General features: G+C 70.5%; 18 protein-coding genes. 6 read left to right on the forward strand and 12 right to left on the reverse strand.

The features are described from left to right. Window positions 1-22 precede the first annotated feature (22 nt). Window positions 23-955 carry a DUF2332 domain-containing protein gene (locus tag FHR33_RS10415; protein ID WP_183645752.1) on the forward strand — a complete coding sequence of 311 codons (933 nt, stop codon included), beginning with the start codon at window positions 23-25 and terminating at the stop codon, window positions 953-955. Here the strand turns inward: FHR33_RS10415 and FHR33_RS10420 are convergent. The 9 genes from FHR33_RS10420 to FHR33_RS10460 form a co-directional block, all read right to left on the reverse strand. Further along, window positions 939-1,340: an HIT family protein gene (locus FHR33_RS10420; protein WP_312895455.1), complete on the reverse strand. Its 402-nt coding sequence runs from the start codon at window positions 1,338-1,340 to the stop codon at window positions 939-941. The genes FHR33_RS10415 and FHR33_RS10420 overlap by 17 nt on opposite strands. Then, window positions 1,337-2,485, reverse strand: a complete 1,149-nt coding sequence (locus FHR33_RS10425) for an acyl-CoA dehydrogenase family protein (protein WP_183645753.1) — start codon at window positions 2,483-2,485, stop codon at window positions 1,337-1,339. The genes FHR33_RS10420 and FHR33_RS10425 overlap by 4 nt, the downstream gene beginning before the upstream one ends. Further along, window positions 2,485-2,982, reverse strand: coding sequence for a MaoC family dehydratase (locus tag FHR33_RS10430; protein ID WP_312895456.1), 498 nt, complete (start codon window positions 2,980-2,982; stop codon window positions 2,485-2,487). Before FHR33_RS10430 ends, FHR33_RS10425 begins: the two co-directional genes overlap by 1 nt. Before the next feature lie 17 nt (window positions 2,983-2,999). After that, window positions 3,000-3,713, reverse strand: coding sequence for a DUF1838 family protein (locus FHR33_RS10435; RefSeq protein ID WP_183645754.1), 714 nt, complete (start codon window positions 3,711-3,713; stop codon window positions 3,000-3,002). 34 nt (window positions 3,714-3,747) lie between these two features. Further along, window positions 3,748-4,086: a hypothetical protein gene (locus FHR33_RS10440; protein ID WP_183645755.1), complete on the reverse strand. Its 339-nt coding sequence runs from the start codon at window positions 4,084-4,086 to the stop codon at window positions 3,748-3,750. Beyond that, window positions 4,083-4,976 carry a YihY/virulence factor BrkB family protein gene (locus FHR33_RS10445; protein ID WP_183645756.1) on the reverse strand — a complete coding sequence of 298 codons (894 nt, stop codon included), beginning with the start codon at window positions 4,974-4,976 and terminating at the stop codon, window positions 4,083-4,085. The genes FHR33_RS10440 and FHR33_RS10445 overlap by 4 nt, the downstream gene beginning before the upstream one ends. A 4-nt stretch (window positions 4,977-4,980) precedes the next feature. Next, a complete protein-coding gene (locus tag FHR33_RS49080; RefSeq protein WP_221241045.1) occupies window positions 4,981-5,733 on the reverse strand; it encodes a DUF3618 domain-containing protein in 753 nt (250 codons plus the stop codon). Beyond that, the gene (locus FHR33_RS10455) at window positions 5,730-6,125 is read right to left on the reverse strand and encodes a phage holin family protein (protein ID WP_183645757.1); all 396 of its coding nucleotides are present in this window, start codon (window positions 6,123-6,125) and stop codon (window positions 5,730-5,732) included. The genes FHR33_RS49080 and FHR33_RS10455 overlap by 4 nt, the downstream gene beginning before the upstream one ends. A 179-nt stretch (window positions 6,126-6,304) precedes the next feature. After that, window positions 6,305-7,042 (reverse strand): class I SAM-dependent methyltransferase, encoded by a 738-nt coding sequence (locus FHR33_RS10460; protein WP_183645758.1) that lies wholly within the window; start codon window positions 7,040-7,042, stop codon window positions 6,305-6,307. Window positions 7,043-7,139: 97 nt separating this feature from the next. Here FHR33_RS10460 and FHR33_RS10465 point away from each other — a divergent pair, with 97 nt between their 5' ends. From FHR33_RS10465 to FHR33_RS10485, 5 genes are read left to right on the forward strand one after another with little or no spacing between them, the layout of a single operon-like run. Beyond that, window positions 7,140-7,865 carry a sugar phosphate nucleotidyltransferase gene (locus tag FHR33_RS10465; protein ID WP_183645759.1) on the forward strand — a complete coding sequence of 242 codons (726 nt, stop codon included), beginning with the start codon at window positions 7,140-7,142 and terminating at the stop codon, window positions 7,863-7,865. Beyond that, entirely contained in the window at window positions 7,862-8,737 is an 876-nt protein-coding gene (locus FHR33_RS10470; protein WP_221241046.1) for an NAD-dependent epimerase/dehydratase family protein, read from the forward strand. Before FHR33_RS10465 ends, FHR33_RS10470 begins: the two co-directional genes overlap by 4 nt. Continuing rightward, a complete protein-coding gene (locus tag FHR33_RS10475; RefSeq protein ID WP_183645760.1) occupies window positions 8,734-9,660 on the forward strand; it encodes a glycoside hydrolase family 191 protein in 927 nt (308 codons plus the stop codon). Before FHR33_RS10470 ends, FHR33_RS10475 begins: the two co-directional genes overlap by 4 nt. Window positions 9,661-9,662: 2 nt before the next feature. Then, on the forward strand, window positions 9,663-10,925 hold the full coding sequence (locus FHR33_RS10480; protein WP_183645761.1) for a nucleotide sugar dehydrogenase: 1,263 nt from the start codon (window positions 9,663-9,665) through the stop codon (window positions 10,923-10,925). Then, window positions 10,922-11,854: an NAD-dependent epimerase/dehydratase family protein gene (locus tag FHR33_RS10485; RefSeq protein ID WP_183645762.1), complete on the forward strand. Its 933-nt coding sequence runs from the start codon at window positions 10,922-10,924 to the stop codon at window positions 11,852-11,854. Before FHR33_RS10480 ends, FHR33_RS10485 begins: the two co-directional genes overlap by 4 nt. On the opposite strand, the gene FHR33_RS10490 is transcribed toward FHR33_RS10485, so the two are convergent. The 3 genes from FHR33_RS10490 to FHR33_RS10500 form a co-directional block, all read right to left on the reverse strand. Next, window positions 11,762-12,187 carry a MerR family transcriptional regulator gene (locus tag FHR33_RS10490; RefSeq protein ID WP_221241047.1) on the reverse strand — a complete coding sequence of 142 codons (426 nt, stop codon included), beginning with the start codon at window positions 12,185-12,187 and terminating at the stop codon, window positions 11,762-11,764. The two genes, FHR33_RS10485 and FHR33_RS10490, sit on opposite strands and share 93 nt — an antisense overlap. Before the next feature lie 68 nt (window positions 12,188-12,255). Continuing rightward, complete coding sequence (locus FHR33_RS10495; RefSeq protein ID WP_183645764.1) at window positions 12,256-12,684, reverse strand: Hsp20/alpha crystallin family protein; 429 nt, start codon at window positions 12,682-12,684, stop codon at window positions 12,256-12,258. Between the two features lie 80 nt (window positions 12,685-12,764). Further along, window positions 12,765-13,703, reverse strand: a complete 939-nt coding sequence (locus FHR33_RS10500) for a diacylglycerol/lipid kinase family protein (protein WP_183645765.1) — start codon at window positions 13,701-13,703, stop codon at window positions 12,765-12,767. Between the last annotated feature and the right edge of the window lie 45 nt (window positions 13,704-13,748).

Below are 13,748 nucleotides of genomic sequence, written 5' to 3' on the forward strand. Positions count from 1 at the left end.
TCCCGAACCCTATGCTGCGGGCGTGAACGATCTCGCACGGCGTTACGAGCTGTTCGGACGGGTGGAGGCGCCGGGTTATCGGGAGCTGACCGAGGGGATCGCGGCCGATCCGGCGATCCTGAGCCTGATCGCCGCGCTGCCCGCCCCGAAGCAGCAGCCCAACCTGCTGTTCGCCGCCGTCCGCTTTCTCGGCGGCCCTGTCACCGCCTATCCCGCTTTCTCCTCGTTCGTACGGCAGAGCTGGGACGCCGTCCGCGCCACCATGCTGGCCCGCTCCACCCAGACCAACGAGGCGGCCCGCTGCGCCGCCCTGCTGCCCGCGCTCTGCCTGCTGGACGGACCGCTGGCGCTGATCGAGGTGGGCGCCTCCGCGGGGCTGTGCCTCTATCCCGACAGGTACGGCTACCGCTATCCGGGACGAGAGCTGGGCCCCCAGGAGGGGGCGTTCACGTGTGAGGTCACCGGGCCGGCCCCGCTGCCCGACAGGCTGCCCGAGGTGGTGTGGCGGGTGGGCGTGGACCTGAACCCGCTCGACGTGCGCGACCCCGACGCCGTGGCCTGGCTGAGGGCGCTGGTGTGGCCGTGGCAGCCCGAACGGCTGGCCAACCTGGAGCGGGCCGTCGCGGTCGTCGCGCAGGACCCGCCCCGCCTGGTGCGCGGCGACCTCAACGAGTGCGTGGCGGGGCTGGTCGCCGAGGCGCCCGAGGAGGCGACGGTCGTGGTCTTCCACACCGCCGTGCTGCCGTACCTGAGCGAGGCCGAGAGGGAGCGGTTCGCCGCGACCATGCGGGCGCTGCCGTGCCACTGGCTGGCCAACGAGGGACCGGCCAGGCAGCCGTGGGTGCGCCTGCCGTACCCGCCGCCGGCCGACAGGGCGGTGATGGCGCTGGTCCTGGACGGCAGGCCGCTGGCCTTCGCGGGGCCGCACGGCCAGTCGCTCAGCTGGTTCGCCTGATCGCCGCGGCGTACGACTCGGCCTCCTCGTCGGAGGCGTACCTGGTGCGTGGCCAGAAGAAGCCGCGCAGGCCGTCCTTCCTGTTGCGCGGCACGATGTGGACGTGCAGGTGCGGAACGCTCTGGCTGACGCGGTTGTTCATCGCCACGAACGTGCCCGCCGCCTCGAGCCCCTTCTCGACGGCTCCCGCCAGGTGCTGGACGCGTTCGAAGAACGGCCCGACCTCGGCCAGGTCCGTCAGTGTCTCCACGTGCGCGCGCGGCACGACGAGCAGGTGTCCCTTGAACACGGGCCTGGTGTCGAGGAAGGAGAGCGCCACCTCGTCGGAGGTGACCACGAAGGCGGGTCGCTCCCCTGCCACGATCTCGCAGAACAGACAGCTCACCAGCCGACCTTAACCGCTCCGCTGAGCAGGTCCCTTGCTATCACCAGGCGTTGCACGTCGTTGGTGCCCTCGCCGATCGCCATGAGCGGTGCGTCGCGGTAGAGCCGTTCGAGCACGAACTCCTGCGAGTAGCCGTAGCCGCCGTGCACCCGCATGGCCTCCATCGTCACCCTGAGTGCGACCTCGGAGGCGAAGTACTTGGCCATGGCGGCCTCCGCCCTGGCCGACCTGGAGGCCGCCCAGTACGTCATCAGCCTGGCCGCCTGGATCTCGGTGGCCATGTCGGCGAGCTTGAGCTGGATGGCCTGGAAGTCGCCGATGGGCCTGCCGAACGCCTCGCGCTGGCCCGCGTAGGCGAGCGCGGCGTCGAAGGCGCACTGCGAGACGCCCACGGCCCTGGCGGCGATGTTGACCCTGCCCAGCTCGAGGGCCGACAGCGCCTGCTGCATGCCGCGCCCCTCGACGCCGCCGAGCAGCTGGTCGCTGTGCACGCGGACGTCCTGCAGGGTGATCTCGCAGGTCTCCGTGCCCTTGTAGCCCAGCTTGGGCAGGTCGCGGCTGACGGTGTAGCCGGGCGTGCCCGCCTCGACGAGCAGCATCGACAGCCCCCTGTGGGCGGGACTCTCGTCGGAGGTCTTCACCAGCACCGGCATCGGGTCGGCGTGGCGGGCGTTGGTGATCCACGTCTTGGCGCCGTTGACCACGTAGTGCTCGCCGTCGCGCTCGGCGCGGGTCTGGATGCCCTGCAGGTCGGTGCCCGCGCCAGGCTCGGTCAGCGCGATGCCGGTACGGCGGGCGCCGCTGGCCAGGTCCGGCAGGTAGCGCTCCTTCTGGTCCTGCGTGCCGTACTGGTTGATCATCCACGCGGACAGCGAGTGGGAGCCGAGCACCCCCGCCACGCCCATCCAGCCGCGCGCGATCTCCTCGAAGACCAGCGCGTAGGAGACGCGGTCGAGGTCGAGCCCGCCGTACTCGGAGGGGATCGTCATGCCGAAGAGCCCGAGCTCCTTGAACCGCTCGACGATCTCAGCGGGATAGCGTCCCGAGCGCTCCCACTCGGAGGCGACGGGCACGATCTCCTTGTCGACGAACTCCCTCAGCGTGGCGCGGAACAGCTGCTGGTCCTCGTCGAGCTCGAAGTTCATCACATGGGTCCGTTCTTCGCGGTGGGAAAGTAGCCCTTGTCGTGCGGGGCGTCGCGCTTGTAGACCATGACGGTCCTGCGCCAGGACATCACCTCGTCGCCCTCCTGGTTGAGGCCGCGCGTGGCGCAGGTGACGATCCCCGCGTACGGCCTCGACCCGGACTCACGCTTGGCGAGCACCTTCGACTCGGCGTAGAGGGTGTCGCCGATGAAGACGGGGTGGGTGAGCCTGATCTCCTCCCAGCCGAGGTTCATCATCGCGGTCTGGCTGACGTCGATGACCGAGAGGCCCAGCACGATCGCCACCGACAGACCGGAGTTCACGATGATCTTCCCGGCCGGGGCTTTGGCCGCGAAGTGCGCGTTGAAGTGGTTCTGGTTGGTGTTCATCGTCAGCAACGTGAACCAGGTGTTGTCGGCCTCGCTGATCGTCCTGCCCAGAGGATGCTGGTAGACGTCGCCGACGGTGAAGTCCTCGTAGTACCTGCCAAGCGTCACCTTGACAAGGCTAACGATCAGAACTTTCTTCGGTCAACGAACGTCGTCCAGCTCGTCTGGTTGGGCGCGCTCCACTCGGTGGGCGCGTTGAGCGGCCCGAACAGGGTCTCCAGGTTGCCGGGCACCTCGCCGACCTTGGCTCCCCTGCAGTGGTAGACCAGCGCACCCGGCCGCTGGCCCATCGTCATCCACGGCAACCAGGGCGAGACCCTGCACCACGACAGCGTGTTCGGCACCGACGGCGCGTCGCCCTCGAGCGCGGCGGCGGGGGCGAAGAACTGGAACAGTTCCATCGCCCTGTAGGTGTCGCTGAAGGAGTTGTCGGGGTAGTCGGCGACCTTCAGCGGCGAAGGGTAGGCCAGCAGGATGTCGGTGTTGAGCACCACCGTGTCGCCCATGCGCGTGGCAGGCACCTGGAAGCCGCGCAGCCGCTGGTTGACCGGGTCGTTGTAGACGTGCTGGACGTCCACGAGCCTGCCGGTGAAGGGGTTGTCCCAGGTGTCGAGGGGGTCGCGCGAGGCGGGGTCGAGATAGGCCGCCGCCTCCCTGGTCAGCAGCTCCCAGCCGCCGTCCTTCTCCACCGCCCTGGCCACGTTGACGCCCTCGAACCCGAACAGGTGGTGCGGGCCGTCGTCGAGGCCGTAGGCGTAGACGTCGCCCGTCCACCAGGTCACCGTCTCGGCGCCGTCGGCGCTGGCCCGCACTCGCATGAAGTCTCGGAGATCGCTCATGGGCGCACCCTACTCATGACGACCGCGCGAGCGCCTACGAGTTCCTGACGGTGATCGAGAAACTCGCCTGCGCCTGGCCGGTGATCTCGACGCGGGTGGAGCCTGGATGCTTGGCGTTGAAGACGAAGTAGGTGCGGCCTTCGAGGTGCTCCTCGCTGATGAAGGAGGCCACCTTGGCGTCGGGCACCGCCTTGAGGTCCCACTGCCCCTCGGTGAGCGACAGCGAGAAGCGCTGCCCCTTGCGCACCTCGACGGGGGTGGTGGCGCCCGGAGCCCCCTCGACGACCTTGCCGAGATCGCTGACGGCCGTGCCCGCACCGCATCCGGCCAGGCCCAGCGCGAGAACCAGCGCCACCATCGCGCGACGAATCATTCAGGAAGCGTATCCGGCTTGGGTGGATCTCTCGGCACCGCGTACGGCTCCACCTCAGGGGGATGCCCCTCCGCGATGCGTTTGCCCCTGATCAGCTCGGCGTCGAACTCGGCGCCGAACAGCAGGGCCATGTTGGACAGCCACAGCCAGATGAGGAAGACCACGACGGCGGCGAGCGTGCCGTAGGTCTTGTTGTAGGAGCCGAAGTTGGCCACGTACAGCGCGAAGCCGCCGGAGACCAGCACCCACAGGACCACCGCGAGCAGCCCGCCGGGAGTGATCCAGCGCAGGCCCGGCTGCCGCACGTTCGGCGCCGCCCAGTAGAGCACCATGATCAGTCCTGCGGCGATGAGCGCGAGGACGGGCCACTTGACGATGTCCCAGAGCGTGACGAGCGTGTCGCTGATGCTGAGCCTGCTGCCCGCCACCTGCGCCACCCTGCCTGTCAGCGTGACCGCGATGGCCCCCGCGGCCAGCAGCACCATGACCAGCAGGGTCAGGCCGAGCCTGAGCGGGGTCAGCTTCCAGAACGGGCGCCCCTCCTCGATGTCGTAGATCGCGTTGGCGGCGCGGACGAAGGCGGCGATGTAGCCGGAGGCCGACCAGAGCGCGACCAGCAGGCCGACGATCGCCAGCACGCCCGCGCCGGTGCTGCGCACCCCCGCCAGCCCCTGGACCAGCAGGTCGCGCACCTCCGCAGGAGCGAGGACGGCGATGCTGCCGATGACGGCCGCCGCGTCGTCACGCCCGACCAGCCCCAATAAGGACACCAGCACGATCAACGCGGGGAAGACAGACAGGACGCCGTAGTAGGTGAGGGCGGCCGCCCAGTCCTGCACCCCGTCGTGCCTGAACTCGGCGAACGCCCTCTTGAGCGCACCCCACCACATGCGCCTACTTCCGGTTCCGCTGCATCATCCTGCGGATCACGAACAGGGCGACCGCCCCTGCCGCCGCGATCATCAGCGCAGGCCTGCGCCTCGCCTCCGCGCCGACCTTGTCGGCGGCGTCCTTCACCTGGTCGGGCATCTTGTCGGCGACGGCGACGACCTTGTCCTTGGCCACTCCCGCGGCCTCGGTCGCCCTGCCCTTCACATCCGCCTTGTTCACGATGGCCTCGACCGTGTCGCCGAGCTCCTTGCGGGTCTCGGTGATGTCCTTGCGCACCTGCTCCTCCTTGAATACCTCTGTGTCATGGGCGGTCGTCGATCCTGTGGTGCCGCGTGGCCGTCTGGCCGCCGGGCGGGCGACCCCGCGGCCGCCGTCCTCCACGAAGCGGCTCGTCTCCTCGGCCGTCTCGAACTCGGCCGAGGCGGCCGTCTCGGCCCGGAGCTCGGCCTCCTTGGAGGCGGTAGTCCTTCCCGAGGCCCCCGCATGCGTCCAGGCGGCGGTCTTGCCCGATCCGGGGATCTCCGGCGGCTGGACGACCTCTCCCGAGCCGACGCGCTCGTCCGGCACCGTTCCCTCGGCCACGAACTCCTCGTGCGGCCTGCGGGACTCCTCGGCCTGATGGGCGTTCTCCGCCGCGCCCGCACGAGTCGGCGGAACGTTGATGGACTCATGATCTGTCGGCGTGCCGACGGTGGCCCTGCGCGCTCCCACGTCGCCCGCGTGTGACTCACTGAAGCCTGGATCGGTCTCGCTCATCGTCGTGCCCTCTCCTTCACCACGTCGATGTCGGTCTTGACGCTCGCGATCGCCGCTTCAGGTGTCGGTGGTGTCGCCTGCTTGACCTGCTTCTTACCGATCAGGCCGAGAACGGCGGCAAGCACGAACAGGGCCGCGGCCACGATCGCGGCGGCGGCCCAGGCCGGCAGCACGGCAGTCAGCAGCAAGATGACGGCGGCCACCAGGGCGGCTCCGCCGTAGAAGGCCATGAGGCCCGCGCCGCCGAACAGGCCCGCGCCGAACCCTGCCCGCTTGCCCTTCTCGGCCAGTTCCAGGCGCGCCAGGCGCATCTCGCTACGCACGAGCTGCGACAGCTGTGCGGAGAGGTCGCTGACCAGCTCAGCCGTGGACAGGCCCTGCTTCGTGTTCATGGGTATGGCGCCTACCCACCCCACGGAAGGAAAACCTCAGCGCTTGACAGCCTTCAGCAGCTTGTCCAGGACGCTGAGCACGGAGGACTCGGGGCTCTCGCACCAGGGGGCGGGAGGGGCGGGGCGCTCGCACCACGGCTGGGGAGGACGCGGCGTTTCGCACCAGGAGCCGGGACGTTTCATATCTCCTGTCTACCACCGATGAGGTGAGTCAGCGCGGCCACCGACCGATAGGGATCGGTACGGCCGGCGAGTTCCTCGCACGCGATCAGCGCGTCGAGGTCTGCGGGAGCCTCCTCGGTGTCCGGATCGAGATCGGTGAAGACGCGCACGCCGTACCAGGCGACGACCTCGAGGCCGCGGGCCGACAGGGCCGCGGACAGGTCGAGGCGGCGGTCGGCCCTGGCGCGCAGGCCCAGGCGGTTGGTGTAGTGGCCGCCCTCGAAGGCCCGCAGAGCGGCCTGCCAGTCGCCCATCAGGCCGGGCCGCATGGCGAGCGCGTCGCCGTTGCGCACCAGCAGCGACAGGAACCCGCCGGGCCTGACCAGCGCCGCGAGGTCGGTGAGGAGCGAGCCGGGCTCGTCGAGGTACATCAGGACGCCGTGGCACAGCACCACGTCGAACGACTCGGGCTCGAACAGCGACGACAGCCCTGACAGGTCGGATTGGACCGTGCGGACCAGGGCGGGGTCGATGAGGTCGAGCAGTTCGCGGGAGGCGTCGACCCCCGTGACGTCGTGGCCGCGTTCGGCCATCCGCAGGGCCTGGGTGCCCTGGCCGCATCCCGCGTCGAGCACGCGGGCAGGTGCCGCGGGCAGATGGCGGTCCAGCTGCCTGGTCACCAGCTCCTGCCTGACCACGTTGCGCAGCGTCCCGAGACCGGCGCGCCAGCGTCCCTCCGCACCCTCGAATCCCATGATCGGGAGCCTATCCGGGGAAATCAAGGAGGAACCGAAGTGAAACTCCCGGCCCCGACACTCGTGGAACTCGGCACTACCGCTGGAAGGGAAGCCTATGCATGTCGTCATACTCGCGGGCGGCAAGGGGGTGCGGCTGCGGCCGTACACCTCGGCGCTGCCCAAGCCGCTGGTGCCGATCGGCGAGGAGTACGCGATCCTCGACATCATCCTGCGCCAGCTGGCCGCGCAGGGGTTCACCAGCGTGACGCTGGCCGTCGGCCACCTGTCACCGCTGATCAGGGCGTTCGTCGGCGACGGCACCCGCTGGGACCTCGCCGTCGACTACACCGAGGAGGTGACGCCGCTGTCGACGATCGGGCCGCTGTTCTCGATCAGGGACCGGCTGCCCGACGACTTCCTCGTCATGAACGGCGATGTCCTGACCACCCTGAACTACGCGGACCTGCTGCACCGTCACACCGCCTCCAGCGCCCCGCTGACCGTCGCCACGGCGCCGCGGGTGGTCAAGATCGACTTCGGTGTGCTGGAGGCCGCGGGCGGGCACATCACGGGGTTCAGGGAGAAGCCGTTGCTGAGCTACCTGGTCAGCATGGGCGTCTACGCGCTGTCGCGCGGCTGCATCGAGGGCTATCCCGAGGGGATGGCCTTCGGCTTCGACGAGCTGGTGCTCGACCTGCTGGCCAGGCGGCGGCCGCCCGCCGTGTTCGAGTTCGAGGGCTACTGGCTCGACATCGGCCGCCCCGACGACTACGACGAGGCCAACGCCCGCTTCGAGGAGATCAGGCCGCTGCTGCTGCCCGAGAGGGAGCGGGCGCTGTGAGGGTGCTGCTCCTCGGCGCCTCCGGCTTCCTCGGCAGGCAGGTGCGGCTCCTGCTGGAAGGCGACCCCAGGGTGGGCCAGCTGGTCTGCGCGGGACGGGCGAGGCTCGACCTCCTCCGCGCCGACGTGGCCTCCGTCGCCGGGCTGCTGGCGTCCGTACGGCCCGGCGTCGTGATCAACTGCACGGGGCGGATGAGCGGCGGGCCCGACGAGCTGCTGCGCGGCAACGCGGGCGTGGTGGCGATGCTCGTGGAGGCGATGGCCGAGGTGACGCCCTCGGCCAGACTGGTGAGGCTCGGCTCGGCCGCCGAGTACGGGCCGGTGCCGTACGGGAGCTCCACCCGCGAGGACGACCCCGCCAGGCCGGTGACCGCCTACGGGGTCAGCCACCTGGCGGGCACCGGGCTGATCACCTCGGCCCCTGTGGACGGGGTCTCGTTGCGGGTCTTCAACCCCGTCGGCCCCGGGCTGACGAGGGTGAACGTGATGGGGAAGGCTCACGCCCTGCTCGGCGAGGCGGAGGGGAGCATCACGCTGGGCCCCCTCGGCGCGGTGCGCGACTTCGTGGACGTCAGGGACGTGGCGCGGGCGGTGGTGGCCGCCGCCTTCGCCGGCCCCCTCCCCGAGCGGGTGTTCAACGTGGGCTCGGGGCGCGCGGTGACGGTCAGGCAGGCGGTGGAGCAGCTGGCGCGGACGGTCGGCTTCACCGGCGAGATCCGCGAGAGGGAGGACCCCCGCGCGGTGACGGGTGAGGACAGGTCGGGGGCGGCGACGTGGAGCCAGGCCGACATCTCAAGGGCGGAGAAGGTGCTCGGCTGGCGACCCGTCCACGGCCTGGCCGACTCCCTCAAGGCGATGGCGGAGCAGGGATGAGGCGGCCCGCGCCGGCGCTGGCCGCGCTCGCGGCCCTGACCGCGCTGTGGTTGCCCGCCTGCGCCGCGCCGTCGAAGGGGTCGGCCTCTCGGGAGGCGGGACCGCTGACCGGGGTGCGGTCGTTCACCTACGTGCTGACCGGCTATCCGGGCGGACGGCTCGACGCGGTCGCCGCCGCCCCGCACGAGCTGGCCATCGTCGACCTGTCCCGCGACGCCACGGCTCCCGGCTACTTCAGCGCCGCCGAGATCGCCGAGGTCAGGAAGTCGGGCAAGAGGGTGCTGGCCTACTTCGAGATCGGCTCGGTGGAGGAGTTCCGCACGGAGTTCGCGACGCTGCCCGCCGATCTCAGGCTGAACGTCTGGCCCGACTGGCCCGACGAGCACTTCGTGCGCTACTGGGACCCGCGCTGGTGGGAGCTGGTCGTCAGGCCCAGGCTCGAGCAGGCGATGCGGGCCGGGTTCGACGGCGTCTACCTCGACACCCCGCTGGCCTACGAGGAGATCGACCTGGCACGCGTGCCGGGAGAGAGCCGGCGCAGCCTCGGCAGGAAGATGGCCGACCTGATCGTCAGGATCAGCGCCCACGCCAAGGCGAGCAGGCCAGGCTTCCTCGTGGTCCCGCAGAACTCCCCCGAGCTGCGCCACCACGCCGGCTACACCGAGGCGATCGACGGCATCGGCATGGAGGAGCTGTTCTTCAGAGCCACGGACCGGCCCTGCGACCGGCAATGGTGCGGGGAGAACCTCTCGGAGGCCGCCGCCCTGCGCGCCGCGGGCAAGGCGGTTCTGGCCACCGACTACGCCACCACGGCCGCGCACCGCCGTACCGCCTGTGAGGCGTACGGCAGGGCGGGGTTCGCGGGCAACGTCACCACGGTCGAACTCGACGTGGTGAGTCCTCCCTGTGACGGAAAGGAGTGACGATGCCGAAGACTGTCGGCGTTGTCGGCATGGGATACGTGGGCCTCACGCTCACCGCGGCGATGGCCGCCAAGGGCTACAGGGTGCACGGGGTCGACGCGAACCCCGAGGTGGTCCAGGCCCTGGCGAGGGGCCGCGTCCACGTGTACGAGCCGGGGGTGGCGGAGGTCTTCGCCGACCACCTGGGCACCGGTGTGACGGTCGGGCACACCCTGCCCGACGGTGTGCCGCTGGACGCGGTGATCCTCTGCGTCTCCACGCCCGTAGACCTCGCCAGCGGCGCGCCGAGGCTCGGCAACCTGGCCGAGGCCGCCGCCGCCTGCGCGGGGCAGCGCCTCGTGGTGGTCCGCTCGACGGTGCCGATCGGCACCAGCCGCGCCGTGGTGCTGCCGCGGCTGGACGAGGGCGCCCGGCTGGTCATGGCGCCCGAACGCACGATCCAGGGCCAGGCGCTGCGCGAGCTGGTCGAGCTGCCGCAGGTGATCGGCGGCCTGGACGAGGCCAGCCTGCGCGAGGGCGTCGAGCTGTTCGAGGGCCTGGCCGACCGGATCGTCCCCGTCTCCAGCCTCGAGGCCGCCGAGATGGTCAAGCTGGCCAACAACTGCCACACCGACCTGATCTACGCCTACGGCAACGAGCTGGCCCTGGTCGCCGAGCAGCACCGCCTGGACCCCCTGGAGGTCATCCGCGCGGCCAACCTCGACTACCCCCGCCCCGACCTGGCCAGACCCGGCTACGTGGGAGGGGGCTGCCTCACCAAGGACCCCTATCTCATGCGGGCCAGCGCCACCACCTCCCTGGTCGGCCACGCCAGGGCGCTCAACGAACGCCTGCCCTCCCACGTCGCCGGCAGGCTCGTGGACCTGATCCGCGAGACCTTCGGCGAGACGCGCGGCAGGCGGCTGTCGGTGCTGGGCTGGGCCTACAAGGGCTGGCCCGCCACCGACGACATGCGCGGCACCCCCATCGCCGACATGATGCCGGTCTTCACGGCCGCCGGACTGACCGTCCTCGGCCACGACCCGCTGGTCACCGACGAGGTCATCCGCGAGTACGGCGGGCAGCCCGTCAGCCTCGACAAGGCCTTCTCCGAGGCCGACGCCATGCTGATCGTCAACGACCACCCCGACTACAGGGGGATGGAGATCGGCGAGACCTCGATCAGGGTCCTGTTCGACTCCTGGCGCATTCTCGACACCGACCGGCACGCCGGCGTGCTCGCCGGCAGGGGCATCCGCTACGCGGGGATCGGATACACGCGATGAGAGTCCTCCTGCTGGGCGGCGCCGGCTTCATCGGCCTGCACCTGGCCGCGCGTCTGCTCGCCGACGACCACGCCGTCACGGTCGTGGACGACTTCTCCAGGGGCAGGCGCGATCCCGCGCTGGAGGAGCTGCCGCTGGACGTGCGCGACGCCGACCTCACCGACCCGGGCTCCTACCGGGCGCTGGAGCACGGCTGGGACCAGATCTACATGCTGGCCGCCGTCGTCGGTGTGCGGAACGTGGAGCGCGACCCCGCCAGGGTGCTGCGGGTCAACACGCTGGCGCTGATGCACCTGCTGGACTGGATCGAGCCCGGTGAGCCGCTGTTCTTCGCCTCCACCAGCGAGGCGTACGCGGGCGGTGTCACCGCGGGGCTGGTCCCCGTTCCCACGCCGGAGACCGTCCCCCTGGTGATCGAGGACGTCGCCGCGCCGCGCTTCTCCTACGCGATCAGCAAGCTGCACGGCGAGGCGGCGGTCCTGCACGGCGCGCACGCGGTGGTGGGGCGCTTCCACAACGTCTACGGGCCCAGGATGGGCCACGACCACGTCATCCCCGAGCTGTCGCTGCGGGCGGCGCGCGGCGAGAACCCCTTCACCCTCTACGGCGGCGAGCAGAGCAGGGCGTTCTGCTACGTCGACGACGCGGTCGAGGCGATGGTCAGGCTGATGGCCACGCCCGAGGCGTTCGGGCGGATCGTGCACATCGGTGACGACAGCGCGGAGACCGGGATCGCCGACCTGGCGGAGCTCGTCCTGAGGGTGGCCGGCGCCGATCCCGTCATCTCCCCCGCTCCCGCGCCGGCGGGCTCGGTCGCCCGCCGCTGTCCCGACATCTCACTGCTGCGCGAGCTCACGGGTTTCGAGCCGAAGGTCTCGCTGGAGGAGGGTGTCCGCAGGACCTTCGCCTGGTACCGCGAGCACGCCTGAGCGCCCCCGCGCGCCGGTCCTCAACCCTGCTCGGTCAGACGGGCCCTGGGCCGCCTTCAGCTCCTGGCGCAGGCGGCGCACCTCACGTTCGAGGTCGAGGATGCGGCGGATGGCGATGAGCGTCATGCCCTCGTCGGCCATCTGGGTGACATGCTGCACGGTCATGATGTCGTGGCGGGAGTAGCGCCGCTGCCCGCCGGTGGAGCGGGCAGGGCTGACGACCTCGTGCTGGTCGAGCCGGCGCAGATAGGCCTGCTGCACCTGCAGCATGTCGGCCACCTGCCCCAGTGAGTAGAGCGGCGCGTGGTCGTCGTCGAAGGGCAGGGCGGGCATCACGACCTCCTGGGGACATGGGGCGGGCGACGGGGACCTGGGTTCCCTCGCCCGCCCCCGCCTCAAGGTCAGGCCTTGATGGCCTTGCTCTCGCCGCGCTGGATCTCGACCTTGCGCGGCTTGGCGCGCTCCAGCACGGGGATGCGGACGACGAGCACGCCGTTGGCGTAGCCCGCGTCGATCCTGTCGCTGTCGAGATGCTCGGAAAGGTAGACCCGGCGGGTGAAGGCGCCCATCGGGCGCTCCCTCACGAACATCCGCTCGTTCTCGGCGATCTCCTCCTCGCGGCGGGCGGTGACGCTGAGCACGCCGCGGTCGACGGTCACCTCGATGGAGTCGGGGTCGATGCCGGGAAGGTCGAACTTGAGCACCACGTCGTCGTCACGCCGCAGCCCGTCCATGGGCATGGCCGAGCCGGCTTCGACGCTCTGGCGAGCCAGCCGGTTGAACTGGCGCTCGAACTCCTGGATGAACGGGTCGATCGAGGTCAACAGCATCTCCGAACCTCCTCGCTGACTAGAACCTGCAAATCTGTTTATAGGTTAATTCGCTGTCAGCTTGGATGCAAGTGGCCGGGTCAGCTGTCCTCGAACTCCGACGGCACCATGACCCGCAGCCCGTTCGGCACCACGCGCAGCCTGATCGGGGTGCGCAGCCGTACCTCGCCGTCGACGTCGGCCGCCATCGGCGGCTCGGTCTCCAGCAGCATCTCGCGGCCCATCACGAACGGGCCGCCCGCCAGGCTGCGCCACCTTCCCGTGGTCGCGCGCACGAGCGTCTCGCCCAGCAGGCGCAGCTTCTTGCCCGAGCCGAGCTGGTAGGCCACGAGCATGCCGTTGTCGATGCTGATGTCCCTGGCCACCTGCCAGCCGCCGTGGAAGCGGCCGTTGGCGATGTTGAGCTGGTCGGTGAGGAGCTCGTGGCGCTTGCCGTCGACGGTGAGGATCGCCTTGAACGGCTTGTGCCCTGGCAGGATCGTGAGAGCGGTCAGCGGATAGGCGGGACGGCCGAGTACGCGCTTGAGCCACGGCTTGACGGTGCCGGCCACCTCGACGGAGACGCCGAAGCTGGCGAGGTTGGCGAAGGGCCTGTCCTCGGCCATGCCGAGGTCGATGTCGGCGACCTTGCCCGTGTCGAGGACGCGGATCGCGCCGGCGAGGTCGAGCGGCAGGCCGAGGCTGCGGGCGAAGTTGTTGGTGGTGCCGAGCGGCAGCACGCCCAGCGCGACGTCGCGGTGGGCGACGTGGCGGACCGCCGAGGACAGGGTGCCGTCGCCACCGCCCACGACGAGCAGGTCGGGCTTGGTCTCCAAGGCCCGGTCCAGGTGGGCGCGCAGCCGCTTGGGGTTGACGACGGAGAGCTCCGCCAAGGGCTCGAAGCCCAGCGCGTGGATCTGGTCCAGCACCTCGAAGTAGTGGCGGCGGCCACGGCGGGAACGCGTGTTGATCACGACGGCGATCCGCCGGTCCCTGCGAATGGCCTCGGTGTGCTCGGCCTTGCTGCGGAGCTCGGTCATGGATGACATCGTAGGGCCGCCGGGACGCTCGTCCCGGCGGCGCAT

Origin of the sequence: Nonomuraea dietziae, assembly GCF_014195505.1 — a bacterium.
GTDB lineage: Bacteria > Actinomycetota > Actinomycetes > Streptosporangiales > Streptosporangiaceae > Nonomuraea > Nonomuraea roseola.

Bases quoted from the DNA above. Each gene is read 5' to 3' on its own strand.
- FHR33_RS10425 (WP_183645753.1), bottom strand. From the start codon at position 2,485: ATGAACTTCGAGCTCGACGAGGACCAGCAGCTGTTCCGCGCCACGCTG.
- FHR33_RS10435 (WP_183645754.1), bottom strand. From the start codon at position 3,713: ATGAGCGATCTCCGAGACTTCATGCGAGTGCGGGCCAGCGCCGACGGC.
- FHR33_RS10440 (WP_183645755.1), bottom strand. From the start codon at position 4,086: ATGATTCGTCGCGCGATGGTGGCGCTGGTTCTCGCGCTGGGCCTGGCC.
- FHR33_RS10445 (WP_183645756.1), bottom strand. From the start codon at position 4,976: ATGTGGTGGGGTGCGCTCAAGAGGGCGTTCGCCGAGTTCAGGCACGAC.
- FHR33_RS49080 (WP_221241045.1), bottom strand. From the start codon at position 5,733: ATGAGCGAGACCGATCCAGGCTTCAGTGAGTCACACGCGGGCGACGTG.
- FHR33_RS10455 (WP_183645757.1), bottom strand. From the start codon at position 6,125: ATGAACACGAAGCAGGGCCTGTCCACGGCTGAGCTGGTCAGCGACCTC.
- FHR33_RS10460 (WP_183645758.1), bottom strand. From the start codon at position 7,042: ATGGGATTCGAGGGTGCGGAGGGACGCTGGCGCGCCGGTCTCGGGACG.
- FHR33_RS10465 (WP_183645759.1), top strand. From the start codon at position 7,140: ATGCATGTCGTCATACTCGCGGGCGGCAAGGGGGTGCGGCTGCGGCCG.
- FHR33_RS10475 (WP_183645760.1), top strand. From the start codon at position 8,734: ATGAGGCGGCCCGCGCCGGCGCTGGCCGCGCTCGCGGCCCTGACCGCG.
- FHR33_RS10480 (WP_183645761.1), top strand. From the start codon at position 9,663: ATGCCGAAGACTGTCGGCGTTGTCGGCATGGGATACGTGGGCCTCACG.
- FHR33_RS10485 (WP_183645762.1), top strand. From the start codon at position 10,922: ATGAGAGTCCTCCTGCTGGGCGGCGCCGGCTTCATCGGCCTGCACCTG.
- FHR33_RS10490 (WP_221241047.1), bottom strand. From the start codon at position 12,187: ATGCCCGCCCTGCCCTTCGACGACGACCACGCGCCGCTCTACTCACTG.
- FHR33_RS10495 (WP_183645764.1), bottom strand. From the start codon at position 12,684: ATGCTGTTGACCTCGATCGACCCGTTCATCCAGGAGTTCGAGCGCCAG.
- FHR33_RS10500 (WP_183645765.1), bottom strand. From the start codon at position 13,703: ATGACCGAGCTCCGCAGCAAGGCCGAGCACACCGAGGCCATTCGCAGG.